This window comes from Streptomyces sp. NPDC003379 (assembly GCF_053589195.1).
Genome location: NZ_JBSFRK010000017.1, coordinates 22,692 through 42,526, shown reverse-complemented (window position 1 = coordinate 42,526; position 19,835 = coordinate 22,692). Strand labels below are relative to the sequence as shown.

Below are 19,835 nucleotides of genomic sequence, written 5' to 3'. Positions count from 1 at the left end.
AGTACAGGGAGAGCCATGCAGACGACGCCGACCACCGCCACCGCTTCGCCGGACAGCGCCGCCTACACACCGACCGACCGCACCGTCCCCACCCGTTCGCGGGAGCGCGCTTCGTACGACCGCGAATCGGTGCACGCGATACTCGACGAGGCCTACGTCTGCCACCTGGGTTTCGTACGAGACGGCTCCCCCGTCGTGCTGCCGACGCTCTACGGACGCGTGGGCGAACGCCTGTACGTACACGGCTCGACGGGCTCCCGCCCCCTGCGCATGGCGCGCACCGCCCAGGAGGGACAGCGGGGACAGGAAGGACAGGAAGGACAGGAGGACCCGGGCCTTCAGGTGTGTCTGACCGTCACCCACGTCGACGGCCTCGTCCTGGCCCGCTCCGCTTTCCACCACTCGATCAACTACCGCTCCGTGGTGGTCCACGGCACCGCCTACCAGGTCACGGACCCCGAGGAGAAGCGGACCGCCCTGGACGCCCTCGTCGACCACGTCGTGCCGGGCCGCTCCGCCGACTCGCGCCCCGCCAACGCCAAGGAGCTCGCGGCGACCGCCGTACTCCGCCTCGACCTCAACGAAGTGTCGGCGAAGGCCCGCACCGGCGGCCCGAACGACGAGCCGGAGGACATGGACCTCCCCCACTGGTCGGGCGTGGTCCCGCTGCTCAAGGGCCACGGTGCCCTGATCCCCTCCGCCGACCTCGCGCCCGGCATCGACGTCCCCGACTACCTCGTCGAGCTGTGATGCTGATCCACCCCTGGGACGGCGCCCGCACCGACACCGAGTGGCAGGAGTGGCTCGCCGCCCACGACTTCGGTCAGCTCGCCGTGAACGGCCTACCGGGCGAGCCGCCGCACGTCCAGCCACTGCACTTCGCGTACGAAGCCGACCACGGCACGCAGGGCGCGAACGGCATGAACAGCACGCAGGGTGCGAACGGCACGCGCGGCAGGGTACTGACCCACCTGGCCCGCCCGAACCCGCTCTGGCCCGCCTTGGAGGCCGACCCCGAGGTGCTCCTGAGCGTGGTCGACGACTACGTGTTCGTGCCGGGCCCCTGGCAGGCCGCCCCCGACATCCCGGCCGAGCACGGCGTGCCCACGAGCTTCTACGCCGCCGTTCAGCTCCGCTGCACCGCCCGCGTGGTCGACGACCCCGAAGAGAAGGCCGACATCCTGAACCGCCAGGTCGGGCACTTCCAGCTGGACGGCGGCTCCGCGCGGGCGGCAGTCGGCGAGGCCCCGTACGGCCGCATGCTCTCCGGCATCCGCGCGCTCTGCCTCGAAGTGACCGACGTACGGGCCAAGTTCAAGTACGCGATCCACAAGCCGGAGGAGGTGCGGCACCGCATCGCCGCGGGTCTCGCCGAGCGGAACGGCCCGCGTGACGCGGCCGCACTCGCACACCACCTGCGTCGCCGCGAGGACTGAGCGGGGCAGGCGGGACGCCACGGGACGGAGCGGGTGCGCCACGACGCGCGCCCGCCCCTCAACTCCCGCACCGGTACGGGTACGGGTACGGGTACGGGTACGGGTACCGGCACCCGTACCCGTATCGCTACCGCTACACCGCCACCGCCTCCCTGCGCGCCGCCACCACGCCCCGCGCCTCCGCGACCGCGAGTCCCGTCACCGCGGCCATCATCAGCACCGTGCCCGCGACCGTCGCCACGGTCAGCGCCTCGCCGAGCAGCGCGACCGCGATGACGGCGGCGCTGACCGGCTCCAGGAGCGTGATCACGGAGACGGTCGCGGACCGCACGACGGCCGCCCCGGCGAAGTACAGCGTGTACGCGACCGCTGTCGGCACGGCGGCGATGTACAGCAGATAGACGCCCACGCGCGCGGGTTCGGCGGTGTGCGGCACCAGGCCCTCGGTTCCGGCGAGCGGCAGCAGGCAGAGCGCGACGACGGCGAACGACCAGACCGTGGTGTCGGACGAGTCGGCGGCGCCGTCCCGGCCCCACCACCGAGTGGTTAGGGTCATCGCGGCGTACGCGGCCGCGGAGGTGAGTCCCCAGGCCACACCGACCGGGCGGACGGTCGCGCCACCGCCACCCAGGACGAGCACCACAAGCCCGGCCAGAGCGCCCACGACGGCGACGACCCCGCCGCGCCCGAGCCGCTCCCCCATCGTGACCCTGGCGCCGAGCGCGATGAGGACGGGCCCCGACCCCATGGTGACGACGGTGCCGACCGCCAGGCCGGTCGTCTCGACGGCCGCGAAGTAGGCGGTCTGGAACACCGTGAGGGCCACGCCCGTCACCACGATGCGGCGGATCCTGCGGGTGAGCGGCTCGGGGGCCGACTCGTACGACTTCGCCCGGCGCGGCCGCACCAGACGCGCGGCGAGCAGCAGGACGAACCCGCCCGCGCACCGCCAGAAGGAGAGACTGACCGGCCCCATGTCGCTGTCCTGGAAGACGAGCGCGGCGGCGGCACCGGCGGTGCCCCAGGCGGTTCCGGCGACGATCAGATAGAAGAGACCTCGCCCGACGGGCAGGCCGAGGACGGCATTCGACACAGTGGGCACGCTTGACGTGCTCGACGTGTTCGACGTGTTCGACACGTGAATTCTCCGCAGCAGAGAGGGATGAATGGCTCCGTCTGCGGGCAGCACCGTTCCGCCCGGCCACTGGCCTGGGCGTGATCCGTGAGCACCCCGCGCTAAGCGGCGGGGGGCGGAAGAACGAGCGCTCGTGAATGCATGATCATCACACTAGGTCGCGCTGCCGCTGCGCGACAACTCCGTTTCGGGATCCGGGACGGTCCCCTTCGAGATGGGCTCGGCGGGCGCCGACGACTGGGCGATGAACGCGCCCGCGAGGACGACGGCACCCCCGATGATCTGCGGCGCGGAGAGGCGCTCACCGAGGACCACCCAGGCCAGGGCGGTCGCGATGACGGCTTCGAGGCAGGCCACGACGCCGGCCACCTGCGGCGAGAGCCTGCGCACGGACAGCACCCCGGTGACGTACGCGACGACGGTGGCGATCAGCACGATCCAACCGAGCAGAATCCACGCGGGAACGGTCGAGCCGTCCAGGTCGGCGCCGCCCGCGAGCAACGACCAGTCCATGCCCCAGGGGCGTGCGACGACGGTCAGTACGGCGGTGCCGACGAGCAGGCCGTACGCGATGACGCCGAGGGGATCGGGAGCGTCGGCGCCCGCGTCGCTGCCCTGGTCGGACAGGACGAAGTAGCCGACCTGGCAGCAGGCCGCGCCGAGGGCGAGCAGCAGCCCGATGGCGTCGAAGCCGAGGCCCGACCACACCTCGACGACGCACGCAAGACCGCCGACCGCCAGTACGACACCGAGCGCGGCGGCACGCGTCACCGGCCGCCGCTGCACGAAGCGCACCCAGCCGAGGACCAGCGCGGGGGCGAGGTACTCGATCAGGAGAGCGACACCGACGGGGATGCGGGAGAGCGCGGCGAAGTAGCAGGCCTGGACGCCCGCCACGGCGAGCAGACCGAATCCGGCGAGCAGCGCGGGCCTGGCCCGCGGCAGTCCGCGGTGCCGCCAGGCCACGGGCAGCATCACCAGGGCGGCGCCCGCCACCCTCAGCCACACCACGTGCAGAGGGTCCAGGCCCGCTTCGATCAGCGGTTTCGCCGCGACACCGGAGCCGCCGAACGCGACCGCCGATACGAGGGCGAGCCCCAACCCGAGGCCGCGGCCCCGAGGGCCTCCCGGGCTCCCCTGGCTCCCCCGTCTTCCCTGGCTACTCCCCTGGCTCCGCTGGCTCCCCTGACTCTCCTGAATCCCCTGTGACGCTTGCACCGGCACATCATGGCAGGACGTGTCATGAGCGTCATCCGTCATGACCCCTGTCTCAGTCGGCGGACATCCGCCCTTGCCGTGAGCGCGTCGCGAGGCGGAAGCGGTCAGCGCCCCGGGCCGTGGCCGCCCGCGAACCCATGGCCTCCGGACGCGTACTGCCGGCAGCCGGCCTCGACGCGGCGCAACAGGACCTCGACGTCGACACCGGCCCGCCCCAGGACCTCGACCGCCCGGCACTCCGGGTCGGCGGTGAGTCCGGCGAGCAGGTCCATGCCGAGGGCCCGCGGGTCTTCGCGTACCTCGGCGCGGTCCAGCGCCCCGTCCATCGCGGTGGCGGCGGCGGGCGACCAGCCCGTCTCCTTCGCGGACGCCACCACCGGGACGGCCCCGGAGTCCTCGACGGTGCCCTGCCACTGAAGGCCGTAGCCGATGCTGCGCTGCACTAGGTAGCCGAGGAGGCGCACCACCTGCGCGCCGTTCTCGAAGACGGCCCGCACCTCGGGGTCGGTCTCCAGAAGGGAGTGCAGCAGGTGGGCGGTGTCGATCTGCCGGTCCCCGTCACGCACCGCGCGGCGGCGCGCGCCGGCCACCACCGAGGCCAGCTCCGCGCTGAGTCCGGAGTCGAGTTCTGCTCGGGTGGGGCCGGGTTCGGCGTCCGGCGGGGTACGGCTTTGCACATCTCCCACCACATCAACCCCCAGCGGCATATGCATCGGCGGCGGGAAGCATCTTCGCGTCCGACACAGGTTGGGCACGCCCGCGTTGGTTGTCCTCCTTACGGATGAGATCCGACCGATCGGCTCCCCATGGGCGCGCGCCGCCTTGTCCCGCGTACGCGGGACAACCAAGGGGCGGTGTCATACGTCTCACTTGCATGGAGAGCACGTGCGTGGAGACCAGGTGCATGGAGGGCAGGTGCTGGATGGTCGCCCTGCCCGCGGTCGACGGCAGGCAGTACGTGTATCGGGTGTACGCACCCGACGACGCGCTGCCCGCCGATCTGTTCTGGGACGCCTGGCACTGCCATGACGAGAGCCCGTTCCCGAGGGCGTCGGACCTCTTCGACGCGGCGGTCATACGACGCGTCGGCTGACCGGCGCCGACCGACAGGCGCTCCGCGTCACGCGCTCCGCCTCGCGCGCCCCACCTCACGCGTCCCGCCTCACGCGCCCCGCCTCACGCGCCCCACCTCGCGCGTCCACGCCCTTCCCGTCCACGCCGCCCCGTGCAAGTCCTCACGGACGCGTGCCGATGACGACCGTGGCGTACAGCTCCTCGTCCTCGACGACCCGCGCCGCCATACCGGTCCGCTCGACAGCGTCGACGGCGGCGGGCACCTGCCCTTCACTCATCTCGAACAGCAGATGACCGCCGGGCGCCAGCCACCCCGGCGCGCCCGCGGTCACCCGGCGCAGTACGTCGAGCCCGTCGCTGCCGCCGTCGAGCGCCACCCGCGCCTCGTGGACGCGGGCTTCGGCGGGCAGCAGGCCGACTTCATCGGTGGGGACGTAGGGGACGTTGGCGAGCAGGACGCCGACGCGGCCGCGGAGGGTGCCGGGCAGCGGGTCGTAGAGGTCGCCCTCGTACACCTCGCCACCGGCGGCGGCGACATTGCGGCGGGCGCAGCGGACGGCCGCCGGGTCGATGTCGGCGGCGTGCAGCTCGACCCGGTCGAGCCCCGCGGCGAGCGCGGCGCCGAGGGCGCCCGATCCGCAGCACAGGTCGACGACGACGGCTTCGCGTCCCGCGAGCGCGGCGGCCTGGGCGACGAGGAATTCGGTGCGGCGGCGCGGCACGAAGACCCCGGGGTCGACGGTTATCCGCAGACCGCGGAACTCGGCCCAGCCGACGACGTGTTCGAGCGGAAGCCCGCCCGCCCGGCGCTCCACCATGGCGGCGACTTCGGCGGTGGTGCGCGCGGTGGAGAGGATCAACTCCGCCTCGTCCTCGGCGAAGACACAGCCCGCGGCACGCAACGCCGTGACCACGGAGGAGCGATGCGAGGAGGGGGAGCACACCGAAGCGGCGGACAACCCAGAGATGGGGGACACCCCAGAGACGGGGGACGACTCAGAGACGGGGGACGACTCAGAGGTGGAGAAAGACGAAACCGACATGTGAAGAAAACCTTCCGGGATCCCGATGGGGTCCCTCGGATCACCTATGCCGGGTGAACCGCGCGGTCGCGAAGAGGGAGCACCCGACCTGCTACTGCGGTAATGGGTCTCACCTCCAAGGCGCGTCGCCTGCGTCCGTCACAGGGCAGGGGGAACAGTACCCCACTTCCCTGACAAACAACGGGGTCAGACGGCTCGGAGCGCAATCTGACGGATCATCAGTATTGAATGTTTCCGGCCCTGCGGCTACGTTCCGCGGCACCGCAGCTGCGGCTGTCGCAGCGCCCGACGGAAGGGGTGGCCCGCAATGGCCGAAGTCAGCGCGGAGGCACGGCTGGAGGCGCCCGCCGAGAAGGTCTGGGCCCAGCTCACCGACTTCTCCTCGTACGGCGAGTGGAACGCCACCCACACCAGCTTCCCCAAGGGCGGCCCTGCCTCACTGAAGGTGGGCGGCACCTTCATGGAGAACATGAAACTGATGGGCTTCCCAGCCGAGGTCGACTGGACCATCGAAGAGCTGGTCACCGCCCGCACCCTGGCCATCACCGGCAAGGGCCCGATGGGCGTCAACGTCCGTACCCGCTACACCCTCAGCCCCGACGGCGGCGGGACGCTGGTCCGCATCGACGGGGAGTTCACCGGCGCCGCCGTCTCCCTGATGGCGGGCAAACTGAAGGACTCGGCGACGGCCGCGCTGAACGAGTCGCTGCGCAAGCTGGCCGCCCTGGTGTCTTGAGGCGCGAGCCCGAAAACTCACAACACCCCCTCCACAGACGAACGAGGCGCCCCGCACGCATCGGTGGGGGCGCCTCATCTGCGACGGAAGCCGTCACCGACCTCCATCACCTCAGTCCTCTCAGTCCTCTCAGTCCTCTCAGTCCTCTCAGTCCTCTCAGTCCTCTCAGTCCTCATCGGCGAGAATCAGATACAGCTTCTTGCGGGCGTCGTTGATGACGGAGACCGCCTTCTCGCGCTGCTCCTTGCTGCCGGTCTTCCAGACCTGGCCGAACGCCTCCATCAGGCCGAAACCGGCCTGCCGGATCTCGTTCAGCGTGTCCCAGTCGACGCCGCGTCCGGCCTCTTCCCAAGGGGCGTCGGGCCCTTCCTCGGCCGCCTCACGTCCGGCGTCGGTGAGCGAGAAGAGCTTCTTGCCGCCCTCGCTCGCGCTGCTGATCAGACCCTCGTCCTCCAGGAGCTGGAGGGTCGGGTAGACCGAACCGGGGCTGGGCTTCCACGCCCCGCCGCTGCGCTCGGCGATCTCCTGGATCATCTCGTAGCCGTGCATGGGCCGGTCCTGCAGAAGGGCCAGGATCGACGCGCGCACATCGCCGCGCCGCGCCCTGCCCCGCGGGCCACCCCGTCCGCTGCGGCCGCCCCAGGGACCTCCGGGGCCACCGGGCCCACCGAAGCCGGGGCCGAACGGGCCGAACGCACCGCGACGGCCACCTCCGTGCCCGTGTTGAAAACCATGGGAACGCATGACGATCACTCCTTCTGTCTATCCGATCATCGATCACTCGCGTCTCTATCGCGATGCGTCAACGATATATCGGAAGACTTGGCATGACAACACCTTTCGCGGGCCGGGTGCTTGACCTGTCTCGATGAAGGTTGAGTGGATCTCAGCGAAGGCTGATGGATCACCATTCGTCTCGGTGAAGGTTCACCAGCCTCCCGTTTGTCTCAGTGAATGACTGACCGGGGCGGCGGTTCAGGTGCGCTTTGCTCGTGCCCTGCAGCGACTTGAACACCATTTTCGACTGGTCTGGGGTGACGAGCTTGAGAGCTGGATCGACCTTCCGCAGAACGCGCAGGCGGTCGTGATCAAGGTGAACGCTGTCTGGGACGCGGTCTTGTCCCATCGGAAGGCATTGACCCGACAGACAGACGAACAGAGCCGCGTGGACGGACGAGATGTCGCAGGAAGAGGCTTTTCGCAGACCAGACAGGTCCTCTCGATGTCGGCCTCGGCGCCTTCCTGGGGATCGGTAGCTTCGGACTGGACATGCGCGACTTCGTCGCGCTTGCGCAGGAGGTAAGCAGTACGACGGCAAGTCGTCGAGCAGAGCCGGTGCCGTTGGCCGAACTGGATCTTCATGGGCAACTGGCAGATCCTGCAGGTTGCAACCAGGACCCGCTTGGGTCGAACACGGCGTCGGCAGCGAGCCGAGCAGAGGTATGCGGGGCGGCCGTAGCTAGGGCCTGGCGGGATTCTTGTGCCGCATGACCTGCACTTGGTGGATTCAAGGATGTCTCTTAACCGGTCTGGGTCGCGGCCGGTGATGGCTCCCAGGCGCTCCCAGGAAGGCGTGCTGCGTGGACTAGACGGGTCTCTGAGGAACCTCTGCAGGTATCGGGGTTTCAGGGAGTTGGCCCTGGCGAGGCGTGCGATGAACGATGTGCCGCCTTCGCTGGCGACGGGGCGGATCTGAAACGGGAGTCTCGCGATCTGCTCGCCATTTCGGGAAGGCGAACTCACCCGGCTTGACCTGGTTGCTCGGGTCCGCTGCGGCGCTTGCGGCGGGAGGCGATGTCGAGGTCGACGGCTTGGAGTCCCGCTTTGGTGATCTTCTCGGTGCCGGTGAGGATGGCGTCGACGGCGGCTCCGCGGAGCTGGTGAGACAGAGTGCCGATCATGCCGTCGGTGCGGGTGTGGAGGAATCGGTCCAGGCGGGTGATGGTGCCGTGTTTGTGCTGGTGCAGCAGCAGGTTGGCTTCCATCTGGGCGACCAGCGCTTTCCATTCCGCGTTGTAGGGGAAGGGATGGGTGGCGACCGAGGTGAAGCGGGCGGCGATCTGGTCGCCGCGGGTGCCGGTCAGCAGGCTGCTGTTTTCGATGTCGATGCCCGCGTAGGCGAAGGTCGCGGGGATGCGCTCGGAGAAGTACTTGAGTGTGTCGGACGCTTCGGCTCCCGTGCGGGTGTCCAGGGAGATGTTGTGGATCTCGTCGACCAGGACCAGCCCGGTGCGGGCCTTGGTGCAGACGCCCACCACGGCTTCGGTCAGGTCGGTGATGTTGGAGCTTCGCAGGACCGGGAGGCCGAGGAAGCGGGCGAACTCGGCTGCGATCATTCGAGGTGTCGCGGCCGGCGGGACGGTGATGTAGATAACCGGCATGCGTTCGTCCTGGCCCGGGTGACGGCGGCGGTCCTGGAGTTCGTGGGCCAGTCCGAGCTGGGTCAGGGAGATCGTCTTGCCCGTGTTGGCTGGCCCGGTGACGATCAGGCCTCGGCGAGCGCTGATCGCGCCACGGTTGAGGATGACCAGGCGGCGTCCGCAGGTGACGGTGTGCCGGATGGTCGAAGTGGCCACCACCTGCAGGCGGGCATGGTGGTCGAGACGATCCTCGTCGTAGGTGTTCTTCTCCTCTTTGGCCAGTGCATCGGATTCAGCCTCATGAACCAGCGCGGCGTACTCAGCCTGGCCGAGCATGACCATCGGCTTGCTGCGGGAGGCCGCGACGAACGCGCGCCAGCCGGGCAGGACCGTCAGGTAGCGGCCGAAGTCATCCGGCCGGTCTGCCGGCGGGGTGTTCACGGGCGTCTCCAGGGGTCCTCAAGCGGGTCGAAGAGCCCAAGCGGGATCACTTCGGCCATCGGTTCTTCGTCTTCCTGCTGTTCTTCCGCAACGGGCTCGTCTGCGGTCTCCTGGGACGGCTCGGGCTGTGGAGGGACCACGGCCGGAGCTGTGACTCTGGTCCGTGCGGTCACCTGCCGGTCCCGCTTGGAGGGCTTGTTCTTCTTGCCCTTCTTTCCCTCAGCGGCTTGGGCAGGGCCAGCATGTGCGCGGGTCAGCAAGGCGGCGACGGCCTCGGCGAGTTCTTCCTCGGTGGCCTTGGGCAGCTGGTGGCTGACGTGGTCCCAGGCGAGGTCGCCGAAGGGAACGGGGGCCCGGTTCAAGTATTTCCAGGTCGCCTGGACCCATCCGCCGTCTCCGCGGTGGTTGCGTACCCAGACTCGGGAGACGTCGTAGGGGTCGCGGTGGACTTCCCAAAGACCTCGCTTGGCGGTGACACCTGAATGGTGTCGCCGCATCGGCCCGAGTACCGGGGCGTCGTAGGTGCGGTTGTTGATCCGGATGCCGTAGGCGTTGACGGCCCGCCAGGCCGCGGGCAGGAGCTCAATGTAGTCCTGGCCGCTCAGTGCGACCGGGACATAGCCGCAGGACTCGATCAGCGCGGCGTACTTCTGGTTCGGCGTGAACAGCCGGCCAGGGTGGTCGGGGTCGCGTAGTCCTTCGTGGGGGCGGTTCAACCACCTTGCGACAACCCACTCATCGAGCAGTTCCTGCAATTCGGGCAGTGACCACAGGTTTTCCCTCTCCGGGTGCCGGCCGCGGTGGTCGGTGTTGCGGCCGGTGTGGCCGGGGAGGAACTGCGCGAACATCGTGGCGACCGAGCCCAGCATCTTCTCGATGTGGCCCTTTTCGAAGGGCGCGCCTTTGTGGGTCGGCTGGAAGTCGATCTCCAGGAACCGGCAGGAGGCCCGGAAGTTGCGTGAGATGAACGCCTTCCCGTGATCGCAGACGATCATTTCCGGGACGATCACCGGCTTGGCGGCCGCGTGCTCGAGACGCTCGTCCAGGGTCAGCAGCCGCCGGTGCGGCAGAACGGAGCGGGACATCTTGAGCGCGTCCACCCAGCCCGGGCGCATCAGTTCCGGAGTAACAGTCCTGGCCAGCAGCACGCTGGCGTCAACCGACTTCGTCGACGGCCGGAGAACGACCGCTGTCGGGGTCCGGGTCGCGACGTCGATCATCGCCGTGAGTTCGACCTTGCCGACGACCCCGTTGTCCAGCCGGACCATCACATCCAGCGGGGTGGAGTCGATCTGCATGACCTCGCCCGGAGCACTCACAGTCAGTTCCCCGAACGGGACAGCCGCCGTGTGGGCCTTCGACCGACGTGTGACGGCCGAGCCCGTTGCGTGAGTGCCCGCCGTCAGTTTCTCCACCAACCGGTAGAGCGTGGCCCTGGACGGCCACGTAGCCCCCTGTCCTTCCTCGGTCTGCTCGAGGATCTCCTTCGTCCTCCAAATCAGGTAGGACGCGGTCCGGGTGGAGGCGTCGATGCCTTCCTTGATGGCCTGACGCATCGCGTCCACCACCCCGGGGTCCACCGTCCCGAACTCCGGCCGCTTGCGGGCCGCGCGGCCATCAGCCAGCCCCGCAACCCCGTCCTTCAGATAGCGGCGACGCAGCCGGGCGACCGTGCTGGCCGTCACCGAGTGCCCAGCCCTCGAAAGTTCCGAGGCCTTGGCCTTCTCCCGCGCGGTCAGCGACGTGCCCGGCCCGTACTCCTCGCGCGGTTCCGTCCCGGGCTCCGCGTCCGGCGGCAGACCGTGCACCACTTCCAGGATGTGGCTCTCCCACCACAGTGCCTGTGTGACTGCTGCCGCCGGGAGCGCCTCCAGAACGGAAGAGGACGGCAGAGGCATCCTCTCCGGGCGGAACAAGACCTCGAAGTCCTCCGCCTCGAACAGCTCGATCAAGGCCACCACCCGGTGCGGATCCCCGGCGTCCTCCAGGACCGCGGCCTGGGTGGTCACCTCAAGCACTCCCCGGACCTGCCCATCGAATCGGACTCTCTCACCGACCACCAGAGCCGGCGGACGCGTCAACCGACCCATCGCTGCAGCCCCTTCGCCCAGACGAGGCTCCCGGTCTCCATCAGTCCTCCCGACAGATCCGCCTTCAACTTCCCCGACCACAGCAGGTGGAACAGCACTGGCAGAACCTGGATCCGGTCGCCAACGAGTCCGGAGCCCTCCCATAAGCCCCTCGGCTCGCTGAACACCTCCAGGAGGCTCTCGGCCACAGCCTCCGGCCGACCTGAGCGTGCCCTGCGATACCGCGACAGCCACCGGACGTTGGCCATGAGCACCGGATCAGGACGGCCAGCCCACTCGAACTCCCAGCCCACCGCCTCGCAAGCGCGCTCGGTCGCCGCGAAGGCCTCCCGTGTCCGCTCGTCCATGTCATCCTCGGCACGGACATCCACGACCCGGGCCTGCCCCGCAGCCAACCGGACGAAGTAGTCAGGAGCGTGTCGGCGCTGTCTTCGGCCGTCGTCCCAGTGCAGCCAGAAGGGCTGCGACGATATCGCCGTCACCTGCGGATCGCGGTCAAGCAGGATCAACCGGTCTCGCTCCAGCCACGACTCATAGCCCACGTGATCCCGCGCGGTCACCGAGTAGTACCAGCCGGCGAAGCCCGGCGTTTCCTTGTCCCAACGGAACGGCCGGACAGGTTTGACCGTCTCGAAGGAAACCTGCCAACTCGCCCCCAGAGGGAGCCTGCGACGCTCTCCATCGCTGAGAAAGTCCAGCTCAAACGCTGCTAACGCCTCGTCGCCGTACGCACGCGACAGAGCTTCCACCGCACCCCCAGCCCCCAGGCCAAGCAGGTGCTCAACCTTCGGTGAGATTAGGAGCCGTCCGTTCACCTTCGCTGAGAATCGCGGAATCTTCACCGAGACGGGTCAGTGCTGACCTGTGCCAGTGAACGTTGATCGTTTGCCAGCGAAGGGCGACCAACTGACTCTTGTGCCAGTTAGGGCTGACTGCTTGTGGATTTGTGACAGTGGAGGATGACCGCTGGCGGTGAGTGTCGGCCGTCGTCAGCCCCGGGTGCATCGCCAGCTTCTTGTCAGAGCCGCGTGGTTGGGTGGCCGCATCCTTTAAGGAGGACCACGTGACCGATCTCAAAGCGGAGCTGCACCGCAAGCTGCAGGCAGGACGGGCCGGTCTGCTCTCCAAGCTGAAGGGACTCACCGAATACGACATGCGCCGGCCCATGACGCCCACCGCCACAAACCTGCTGGGCTTGGTCAAGCATCTGGCAGGTCTTGAGTACGGATACCTCGGCGAATCGTTCGACCGGCCGGCACCAGAGCCGCTGGCCTGGGTCGAGGACGGTTCCATCTGGGAAGGCGCAGATATGTGGGCCAGGCCCGATGAGTCCAGCAAGTACATCATCGGGCTCTATCAACGCGCCTGCGCGCATGCCGACCGGACCATCGCGGATCTCGCACTCGAAACCCCGGGCCAGGTGCCGCACTGGCCCGAAGACCGCCGGGCCACCACCTTGGGCGTGCTGCTCGTCCGTATGGTCTCCGAGACTACCCAGCATGCTGGCCACGCCGATGTCCTGCGAGAGCTCATCGACGGCAAAGCCGGATCAGATCACGATGGCTTCGGCGACGATGCCAAGTGGCAGCAGTATCACGCCCGCATCCAGGCGGCGGCCGACAGCCACCGCGCTCAAGACTCGTTGAGCCCGCCCAGCCTTCGATAAGGCGGGACAGCGGCGACGATCTTCTATCGGGGCTGCGTCGCCTTCCGCCGTCGATATGCCTTCTGGCGGCAGCGCTGGGAGCATGTCCGGCGCTGTGACCTGTGGCTTCCTTCTGGCATAGGGCCTGAACAAACCGGGCAGGGCGGTGTTTCAAGGGATTCGTTGCGGGCCGGGGCGAGGGCGTCAGCCCTCGCCCCGGCCGTCTTGGATGAAGCCGCAGGTCCAGGCAACGGGACGGGGCTGGGGGGTGTCGCCGGAGCGGCTTGTTGAGCACGTTGCTCTTCGGACGACCGGTAGGCCCGCTGACGGCATCGGGCTGAACACGTGCGGCGCCGTGACCGTCCGCGGCCAGGAGGTAAGGGCTGCTCGCAGATCTCGCATGTGCGGGAAGGCGTCGGTGCCGGTTTGCGGGGCGGGGCCGGTGGACGGGGTGGACGTGGTGGTGTTGCTCTCCAGCGGTAGGCGGACTGGCGGCAGCGTTGCGAGCACGTGCGACGCTGGCTCTTCGCGGTGCTCGGCGCCAGGGGGACTTCGCAGATCACACAGATCGATGATGCGTCGCCTCGCAGTCCGGAAGGTGCTTCGGGCTGTGGCGTGCGTCGCTGTTGCCGTTCGAGGTAGGCGGCTCGTCGGCAGGCCGACGAGCAGAGAGGGCGGCGCTGTCCGATACGCATCCTCATGATCTTCCTGCAGATCCGGCAGCGTTCCCGGCGCCACTGGCTGGCGGGGTAGCGCTTGCGGTATCTCTTCTGCCGGCAGGCTCTCGAACAGGTCAGCGGCTTGACGCCGAAGATCGCTTTGGACTGTATGGGGGCCCCGCACTCCTCGCAGTTGACCGTGTTCAGTATCTGCCGGAGCTCGGCCGGGTCACGGCCAGCGGCGGCGGCAACGCGGGGCCAGGTCGGACTGCCCCGGCGCATGGGCGGTTCAGCGAGGTATTTCCGCAGGTAGGCCGGGGGAAGGTAGTTCGCCTTAGCGAGGCGGGTGATGAACGAGGCGACTCCTTCTCCCTGTCGTGGACGAACCTTAATCGGAAGGCGGGCGACCTCGGTGTCCGGGACCGACGACGTCATCCGTCGGTGCCGGGCTGCTTGCGGCGGGAGGCGATGTCGAGGTCGACGGCCAGCAGTCCTGCTTTGGTGATCTTTTCGGTGCCGGTGAGGATGGCGTCGACGGCGGCCCCGCGGAGCTGGTGGGACAGGGTGCCGATCATGCCACCGGTGCGGGTGTGCAGGAACCGGTCCAGGCGGGTGAGGGTGCCGGGCTTGTGCTGGTGCAGCAGGAGGTTCGCCTCCAACTGGGCGACCAGGGCCTTCCATTCCGCGCTGTAGGGGAAAGGGTGGGTGTCCACTGCCGTGAAGCGGGCGGCGATCTGGTCGCCGCGGGTTCCGGTCAGGAGACTGCTGTCCTCGATGTCGATGCCCGCGTAGGCGAAGGACGCCGGGATCCGCTCGGAGAAGTACTTGAGTGTGTCGGACGCGTCGGCTCCGGTGCGGGTCTGCAGCGAGATGTTGTGGATCTCGTCGACCAGGACGAGCCCGGTGCGGGCCTTGGTGCAGACGCCGACCACGGCTTCGGTGAGGTCGGTGATGTTGGAACTCCGCAGGACAGGGAGACCGAGGAACCGGGCGAACTCGGCGGCGATCATGCGGGGTGTCGCGGCGGGCGGGACGGTGATGTAGATGACCGGTATGCGCTCGTCCTGCCCGGGGTGCCGGCGACGGTCCTGGAGTTCGTGGGCCAGGCCGAGCTGGGTCAGAGCGATCGTCTTGCCGGTGTTGGCCGGACCGGTGACGATCAAGCCGCGGCGTGCACTGATGGCACCGCGGTCGAGGACGGTCAGTCGACGTCCGCAGGTGACGGTGCGGCGGACGGTGGAGGTGGCGACCACCTGGAGACGGGCGTGGTGGTCAAGCCGGTCCTCGTCGCAGTCGTACTTTTTCTCTTTACTCAGGGCGTCGTACTCGTTCTTCGTCAGCACGGTCATCGTGGTACTGGTCGTCGACGCGACAAACTGCTGCCAGCCCGGCAGGACGGTCAGGTACTGGCCGAAGTCCTCGTGCGGGCCGCTGTCGGGCATCGTCGTCATGATCTCTTCCAGGGGTCCTCGAGCGGGTCGAAGAGCCCCAGCGGGATCACCTCGGCCATGGTTTCGTCGTCCTCCGCCGGCTCGTGCGGGGCGGGTTCGTTCTGCGTGCTCGGCGGTGGCGGTGTTGTCGCCGCCGTCGGCGTGGAGGCCTTGGTGCGGGCCGCGACGCGGCGGTCCTTCTTGGCCGTTGCGGCTTTCCTGCTCTTCTTCGCCGTCGGCCGGGCGGGGCCGGCGTGTGCGCGGGTAAGCAGGGCGGCGACGGCCTCGGCGAGTTCTTCCTCGGTGGCTTTGGGCAGTTAGTGGCTGACGTGGTCCCTGGCCAGGTCGCCGAAGGGGACCGGAGCCCGGTTCAGGTACTTCCAGGTCGCCTGGACCCATTCGCCGCCGCCGCGGTGATTGCGTACCCAGACGCGGGAGACGTCGTGGGGGTCACGGTGGACCTCCCAGAGCCCGCGTTTGGCGGTGATGCCCGAGTCGCGCCGTCGCATCGGCCCGAGTTCGGGGGCGTCGTAGGTGCGGTTGTTGATCCGGATGCCGTAGGAGTTGACGGCCCGCCAGGCCGCGGGCAGGAGTTCGATGTAGTCCTGGCCGCTGAGCGCGACCGGGACGTAGCCGCAGGCCTCGACCAGGGCGGCGTACTTCTGGTTGGGGGTGAACAGGCGTCCCGGGTGGTCGGGATCACGCAGCCCCTCGTGCGGGCGGTTCTGCCACTTCGCGACGATCCACTCGTCAAGCAGGTCCTGGAGTTCAGGCAGTGACCACAGGTTCTCCTCCTCCGGGTGCCGGCCGCGGTGGTCGGTGTTGCGGCCGGTGTAGCCGGGGAGGAACTGGGCGAACATCGTCGCGACGGAGCCCAGCATCTTCTCGATCGTGTCCTTGTCACGAGTCGTCGACTGCACCCGATCAGAACGATCGGCCTGGTGTTGTGCGGGTGACGCACCCGTTCCACCCTCTGTTCGGGCGCGAGTTTGTGTACGTCGACCGCCGTCTGGCGTGGGATGCGGACCGGGTCGCGGTCCTGGATGAGGACGGGCTGGTGATGTCGCTGCCTGCGGTGTGGACGGACATCGACCCGGTCGACCCGTTCATCGTGATCGCCGCAGGACGCTGTCCGTTCCGGCTGGAGGACTTGCTGGCGGTGGCGGATCTTGTGGACGCGCTCCGCGCCAGCGGTGTCGGCGGGTTGACGCCGTGAGCGTCGGACGATCGATGCCGCATCTGCTCACGACGTGGGCGTACGTTCGCGTCACGGGAGCGGGCGGCCCTGAACTGCACCTGCTGCTTTTGCTTCTATGCGCCGTGCTGGGGGACTTGTCCGGATGGTTGGGCGGCGGGATCGTTCCGACAGGGGCCCCGAGCGGGAGGTGGCACGGTGGCAGCAGTAGTGGATCCGAAGGTGGCGGCGCTGGCGGCGACCAGGTCGTTGAACCCGTGCCCGGAGCTGGTGACCGACGCGGTGTTCCTATCCTCGCCGTTCTGCGATCCGCGCGATGTGGTGCAGGTCAAGTACGAGATGGTGCGCAGGGTCCGCGTGGACAAGGTGCCGGTCACCAAGGCGGCCCGCACGTTCGGCTACTGCCGTCAGACGTTCTACGAGATCGCCGCCGCGCTCGATGCGGGCGGGCCGATGGCGCTGGTGCCGGGCAAGCCCGGCCCGAAGGGTCCGCGCAAGCTGACAGAGGAGGTTATGGCCCGCGTCGACGAGTGGATCAGCGGCGCTCCGGTGCCCGGGGCGAGGTTGCTGGCGATGCGGGTCGAGGCGGAGTTCGGGTTCCCGGTCCATCCGCGATCGATCGAGCGGGCACTGGCCCGGCGGCGGGAGGTCCGGGAGAGCGGGGATACCAGAGCCCGGGCCTGACCTGGGCTCCGCTGCCGGTGATCTGGCCGGCCAGTACGAGCAGCTGCGCGAAGCGGCTGGCCACGCAGGCCGCCGCCGGGGGCTGGCCGTGCTCCTGGACAAGGGCATGGCCACGTTCCTCACGGTCGCCATGGCACTGTCGCCGCCCACTCCGCGGGCTCCCGCGCAGCCCGTGGCATCGGACACCGTCTGTGGCCTGGAGCCGGAGATTGTGCGTATCTGGGCGTCCATGGTGCTGGCGCATGCGCCGTGACCTGCCGTTCTGCAGGGAGTGTCGGTGATGAATGAGGTGCTGTTCGGTCCCGCGCTCAAGGTGACCGCCGGGCATCTGGCCCGGGACGCGTACTTGTACGTCCGGCAGAGTTCGCTCAAGCAGGTCCTCAACAACACCGAGTCGGCGGTGCGGCAGTACGCGCTCAAGGGCCGGGCTGTCGCGCTGGGCTGGCCACAGGATCGGATCGTCGTCATCGATACTGATCAGGGTCAGTCCGGGGTGTCGGCGGCCGACCGGGAGGGCTTCCAGAAGCTGGTGACCGAAATCGGCATGGGACATGCCGGGATCGTGCTCGGTCTGGAGGTGTCCCCGCTCGCGCGCAACAACACCGACTGGCACCGGCTCTTGGAGCTCTGCGCGATGGCCGGCACTCTGATCCTGGACGAGGACGGCCTCTATGATCCCTGCGATTTCAATGATCGCTTGTTGCTCGGTCTCAAAGGGACCATGTCCGAGGCCGAGTTGCACCTGCTCAAGGGCCGTCTTCGCGGCGGACAGCTGTCCAAGGCCCGACGCGGAGAGCTGATCCAGCCGTTGCCGATCGGTCTCGTCTACGACCTGTCCGGCAAGGTCGTCCTCGACCCGGACACCGCCATCGTGATGGCCATCACCCAGGTCTTCGAACGGTTCGACACCGCGGGCTCGGCCACCGGAGTGGTCAAGTCCTTCAACCACGACAGGCTGCAGCTTCCCCGCCGCCTGGCCTCCGGACCCGACAAGGGCACCGTCGTCTGGGCGCCGATCGCGCACTTGATCTGATCGCTCCAGGTCAGAGCCGGTCTCATGGACCAGATCCTTTGCGACGGGACACGAACCGAGTCGTTCGGGCTTCTGTGTCAGCGAACCTCACGGTTGAGCGTGCTGAGGTGTGCTGGATGGCTGTACCGGCTGGGGTGGATCACGCGAGGCCGTGCATCGAGTCGTCGTACGTGGGCGCCGTGCACGGGCGTCGTACGTGGGCGCCGTGCACGGGCGTCGTACACGGGCGTCGTGCACGGGCGTCGTCGGCGTCCACTGCGGGACTGTGTGACGGGCTGGTTCGAGGATGGCGATGCCGTGCGTATGTTTCGCTGGTCGCACGGTGAGCGTCATTGATGCCCCAGATGGAGGGTCACACGGCGAGGGCGCCGCCGACGAAGGTACGTTCTGGCGGTGACGCCACGAGTTCGACCATGGTGCCGGCGCGGAGGTCATCGCCGACGACGCGCGTGATCGCGTCGGTGAGCGCGGTGCCGAGGCGCGCGGTGATCTGGGCGGAGTCGGGGCGGTCGAAGACGCTGGCGCGGACGCCCAAGATCACCGAGGCGTTTGTGTCCACGGCCTTGCCACCCTGCGCGAAACGGCCTGCGGGGACTCCGGCCAGACGGATGCTTACGAGGTCGCGGGCCCATTCGCCATAGACGTCGACGATGGCATCGGTCAGTGCGTCGACGAGCATGGGTTCGTTCCCGGTCAGCCTGTTCTCTGGAAGGTGGACGGTCAGATGCGGCATAGTGGGCCCCGTTCCCTTTGAATCCAAAGCCTTTGCCCCTAAAGATATCTGGAAGAGGTCGCTGATGTCCACGGAACCGGACGGTCCAGCCGTCAATGAGGCCGTCCGCACCCTGCTGTTGCTCATGCCACGACTCGTGGGCCGCGCCAAGCGTCTGCCCATACCTCCGGCGCTCCAGGGTCTGGACCTGGCACCGCGACACCTCGCGCTGCTGGCCCACCTGGAGTACGACGGCCCCACCAGCATCAATGAGCTGGCCGCTCGGCTGGAGGTGGCCCCGACGACCGTTAGCCTCATGGTCAGCGAGCTGTCACGACCGGGCGTCCTGCAGCGCACCGCCGATCCCGCCGACCGCCGCCGCCGCATCATCGCCATCGCCCCCACCTACGCCGCACCGATCGGAGAATGGCTCTCTGGCAGCGCCTCTGCCTGGGAATGCGTCATGCGCGGTCTCGACCCCGCGGAACGCGCCACAGTCATCACCGCCCTGCACGCCTACGAGGCCGCCTTGGAGCAGGCGGGCGACCAGCATCGGAACGCGCAGCTGCGTTAGCGGGCTTGGCGGAGTCGGCACAGCGCGGTCTGCTGACACAGCCGCTCTCGCCTCTCACCAACATCTTCCCGCCTCGAGATCGCTTGATACTCCATGTCCGCAACGGACTGATGTCGCGAGTCCGTGACTACATCGACGGTTCAGAAGTCGCCAGCGCCAGGGCCTGACGGCCCGACCAGTACAGCGGAAGCCCGACCTGAGACCGGACAGCACGCAGCCGGTTCGGTCCTAGCCCCAGAGATGCGTCTCAACGAACCAACTCCCCGCGTCTCACCCAATGCAGTCCACGCAGATCAGCGAGGCGCAGACGCCTGACTTCGTTGAGACAGGACACCTCGGCCTGGCACCCCTAGAGACGGGCGTGCCTTGT

At 68.6% G+C, this 19,835-nt stretch carries 20 protein-coding genes and 1 pseudogene; 10 read left to right on the top strand and 11 right to left on the bottom strand.

What is annotated here, in order from left to right:
• The first annotated feature begins 15 nt into the window (after window positions 1-15).
• Complete coding sequence (locus ACWDVB_RS18625) at window positions 16-750, top strand: pyridoxamine 5'-phosphate oxidase family protein (RefSeq protein ID WP_451513800.1); 735 nt, start codon at window positions 16-18, stop codon at window positions 748-750.
• Entirely contained in the window at window positions 750-1,436 is a 687-nt protein-coding gene (locus ACWDVB_RS18620) for an FMN-binding negative transcriptional regulator (RefSeq protein ID WP_451513801.1), read from the top strand. Before ACWDVB_RS18625 ends, ACWDVB_RS18620 begins: the two co-directional genes overlap by 1 nt.
• Window positions 1,437-1,569: 133 nt before the next feature.
• On the opposite strand, the gene ACWDVB_RS18615 is transcribed toward ACWDVB_RS18620, so the two are convergent.
• From ACWDVB_RS18615 to ACWDVB_RS18605, 3 genes are all read right to left on the bottom strand, one after another.
• Complete coding sequence (locus ACWDVB_RS18615) at window positions 1,570-2,529, bottom strand: DMT family transporter (protein WP_451513802.1); 960 nt, start codon at window positions 2,527-2,529, stop codon at window positions 1,570-1,572.
• A 195-nt stretch (window positions 2,530-2,724) separates the two neighbouring features.
• Window positions 2,725-3,672 carry an EamA family transporter gene (locus ACWDVB_RS18610; protein WP_451513803.1) on the bottom strand — a complete coding sequence of 316 codons (948 nt, stop codon included), beginning with the start codon at window positions 3,670-3,672 and terminating at the stop codon, window positions 2,725-2,727.
• A 221-nt stretch (window positions 3,673-3,893) separates the two neighbouring features.
• Window positions 3,894-4,466, bottom strand: coding sequence for a Clp protease N-terminal domain-containing protein (locus ACWDVB_RS18605; protein WP_451513804.1), 573 nt, complete (start codon window positions 4,464-4,466; stop codon window positions 3,894-3,896).
• Window positions 4,467-4,693: 227 nt separating this feature from the next.
• Between ACWDVB_RS18605 and ACWDVB_RS18600 the strand changes: the two genes are divergently transcribed.
• Window positions 4,694-4,882 carry a hypothetical protein gene (locus tag ACWDVB_RS18600; protein ID WP_451513838.1) on the top strand — a complete coding sequence of 63 codons (189 nt, stop codon included), beginning with the start codon at window positions 4,694-4,696 and terminating at the stop codon, window positions 4,880-4,882.
• Window positions 4,883-5,024: 142 nt separating this feature from the next.
• Here ACWDVB_RS18600 and ACWDVB_RS18595 read toward each other — a convergent pair whose 3' ends face one another.
• A complete protein-coding gene (locus ACWDVB_RS18595; protein WP_451513805.1) occupies window positions 5,025-5,906 on the bottom strand; it encodes a putative protein N(5)-glutamine methyltransferase in 882 nt (293 codons plus the stop codon).
• A 307-nt stretch (window positions 5,907-6,213) separates the two neighbouring features.
• On the opposite strand from ACWDVB_RS18595, the gene ACWDVB_RS18590 reads away from it, so the two are divergent.
• Window positions 6,214-6,642, top strand: a complete 429-nt coding sequence (locus ACWDVB_RS18590; protein ID WP_451513806.1) for a type II toxin-antitoxin system Rv0910 family toxin — start codon at window positions 6,214-6,216, stop codon at window positions 6,640-6,642.
• Between the two features lie 165 nt (window positions 6,643-6,807).
• Here ACWDVB_RS18590 and ACWDVB_RS18585 read toward each other — a convergent pair whose 3' ends face one another.
• The 4 genes from ACWDVB_RS18585 to ACWDVB_RS18570 form a co-directional block, all read right to left on the bottom strand.
• Window positions 6,808-7,386, bottom strand: coding sequence for a PadR family transcriptional regulator (locus ACWDVB_RS18585; protein WP_451513807.1), 579 nt, complete (start codon window positions 7,384-7,386; stop codon window positions 6,808-6,810).
• Between the two features lie 995 nt (window positions 7,387-8,381).
• The gene (locus ACWDVB_RS18580; RefSeq protein ID WP_451513808.1) at window positions 8,382-9,443 is read right to left on the bottom strand and encodes an AAA family ATPase; all 1,062 of its coding nucleotides are present in this window, start codon (window positions 9,441-9,443) and stop codon (window positions 8,382-8,384) included.
• Window positions 9,440-11,533, bottom strand: coding sequence for a Mu transposase C-terminal domain-containing protein (locus ACWDVB_RS18575; RefSeq protein ID WP_451513839.1), 2,094 nt, complete (start codon window positions 11,531-11,533; stop codon window positions 9,440-9,442). Before ACWDVB_RS18575 ends, ACWDVB_RS18580 begins: the two co-directional genes overlap by 4 nt.
• Window positions 11,521-12,348 (bottom strand): TnsA-like heteromeric transposase endonuclease subunit, encoded by an 828-nt coding sequence (locus tag ACWDVB_RS18570; RefSeq protein ID WP_451513809.1) that lies wholly within the window; start codon window positions 12,346-12,348, stop codon window positions 11,521-11,523. The genes ACWDVB_RS18575 and ACWDVB_RS18570 overlap by 13 nt, the downstream gene beginning before the upstream one ends.
• Before the next feature lie 248 nt (window positions 12,349-12,596).
• On the opposite strand from ACWDVB_RS18570, the gene ACWDVB_RS18565 reads away from it, so the two are divergent.
• Window positions 12,597-13,199, top strand: a complete 603-nt coding sequence (locus ACWDVB_RS18565; RefSeq protein WP_451513810.1) for a DinB family protein — start codon at window positions 12,597-12,599, stop codon at window positions 13,197-13,199.
• A gap of 1,069 nt (window positions 13,200-14,268) precedes the next feature.
• On the opposite strand, the gene ACWDVB_RS18560 is transcribed toward ACWDVB_RS18565, so the two are convergent.
• The gene (locus ACWDVB_RS18560) at window positions 14,269-15,288 is read right to left on the bottom strand and encodes a TniB family NTP-binding protein (protein ID WP_451519381.1); all 1,020 of its coding nucleotides are present in this window, start codon (window positions 15,286-15,288) and stop codon (window positions 14,269-14,271) included.
• Window positions 15,285-16,169 (bottom strand): annotated as a pseudogene (locus ACWDVB_RS18555) (Mu transposase C-terminal domain-containing protein); the annotation flags it as partial. The gene ACWDVB_RS18560 and the pseudogene ACWDVB_RS18555, both read right to left, overlap by 4 nt.
• 50 nt (window positions 16,170-16,219) lie before the next feature.
• Here ACWDVB_RS18555 and ACWDVB_RS18550 point away from each other — a divergent pair.
• From ACWDVB_RS18550 to ACWDVB_RS18535, 4 genes are all read left to right on the top strand, one after another.
• Window positions 16,220-16,483, top strand: a complete 264-nt coding sequence (locus ACWDVB_RS18550) for a DUF5372 family protein (protein WP_451519380.1) — start codon at window positions 16,220-16,222, stop codon at window positions 16,481-16,483.
• Between the two features lie 189 nt (window positions 16,484-16,672).
• Window positions 16,673-17,146, top strand: a complete 474-nt coding sequence (locus ACWDVB_RS18545; protein ID WP_451519379.1) for a helix-turn-helix domain-containing protein — start codon at window positions 16,673-16,675, stop codon at window positions 17,144-17,146.
• Between the two features lie 88 nt (window positions 17,147-17,234).
• A complete protein-coding gene (locus tag ACWDVB_RS18540; protein WP_451519378.1) occupies window positions 17,235-17,399 on the top strand; it encodes a hypothetical protein in 165 nt (54 codons plus the stop codon).
• A 27-nt stretch (window positions 17,400-17,426) separates the two neighbouring features.
• Window positions 17,427-18,179 carry a recombinase family protein gene (locus tag ACWDVB_RS18535; RefSeq protein WP_451519377.1) on the top strand — a complete coding sequence of 251 codons (753 nt, stop codon included), beginning with the start codon at window positions 17,427-17,429 and terminating at the stop codon, window positions 18,177-18,179.
• 352 nt (window positions 18,180-18,531) lie between these two features.
• Here ACWDVB_RS18535 and ACWDVB_RS18530 read toward each other — a convergent pair whose 3' ends face one another.
• On the bottom strand, window positions 18,532-18,984 hold the full coding sequence (locus tag ACWDVB_RS18530) for a tautomerase family protein (RefSeq protein WP_451519376.1): 453 nt from the start codon (window positions 18,982-18,984) through the stop codon (window positions 18,532-18,534).
• Between ACWDVB_RS18530 and ACWDVB_RS18525 the strand changes: the two genes are divergently transcribed.
• Complete coding sequence (locus tag ACWDVB_RS18525) at window positions 18,977-19,465, top strand: MarR family winged helix-turn-helix transcriptional regulator (RefSeq protein ID WP_451519375.1); 489 nt, start codon at window positions 18,977-18,979, stop codon at window positions 19,463-19,465. The two genes, ACWDVB_RS18530 and ACWDVB_RS18525, sit on opposite strands and share 8 nt — an antisense overlap.
• Window positions 19,466-19,835: the final 370 nt, after the last annotated feature.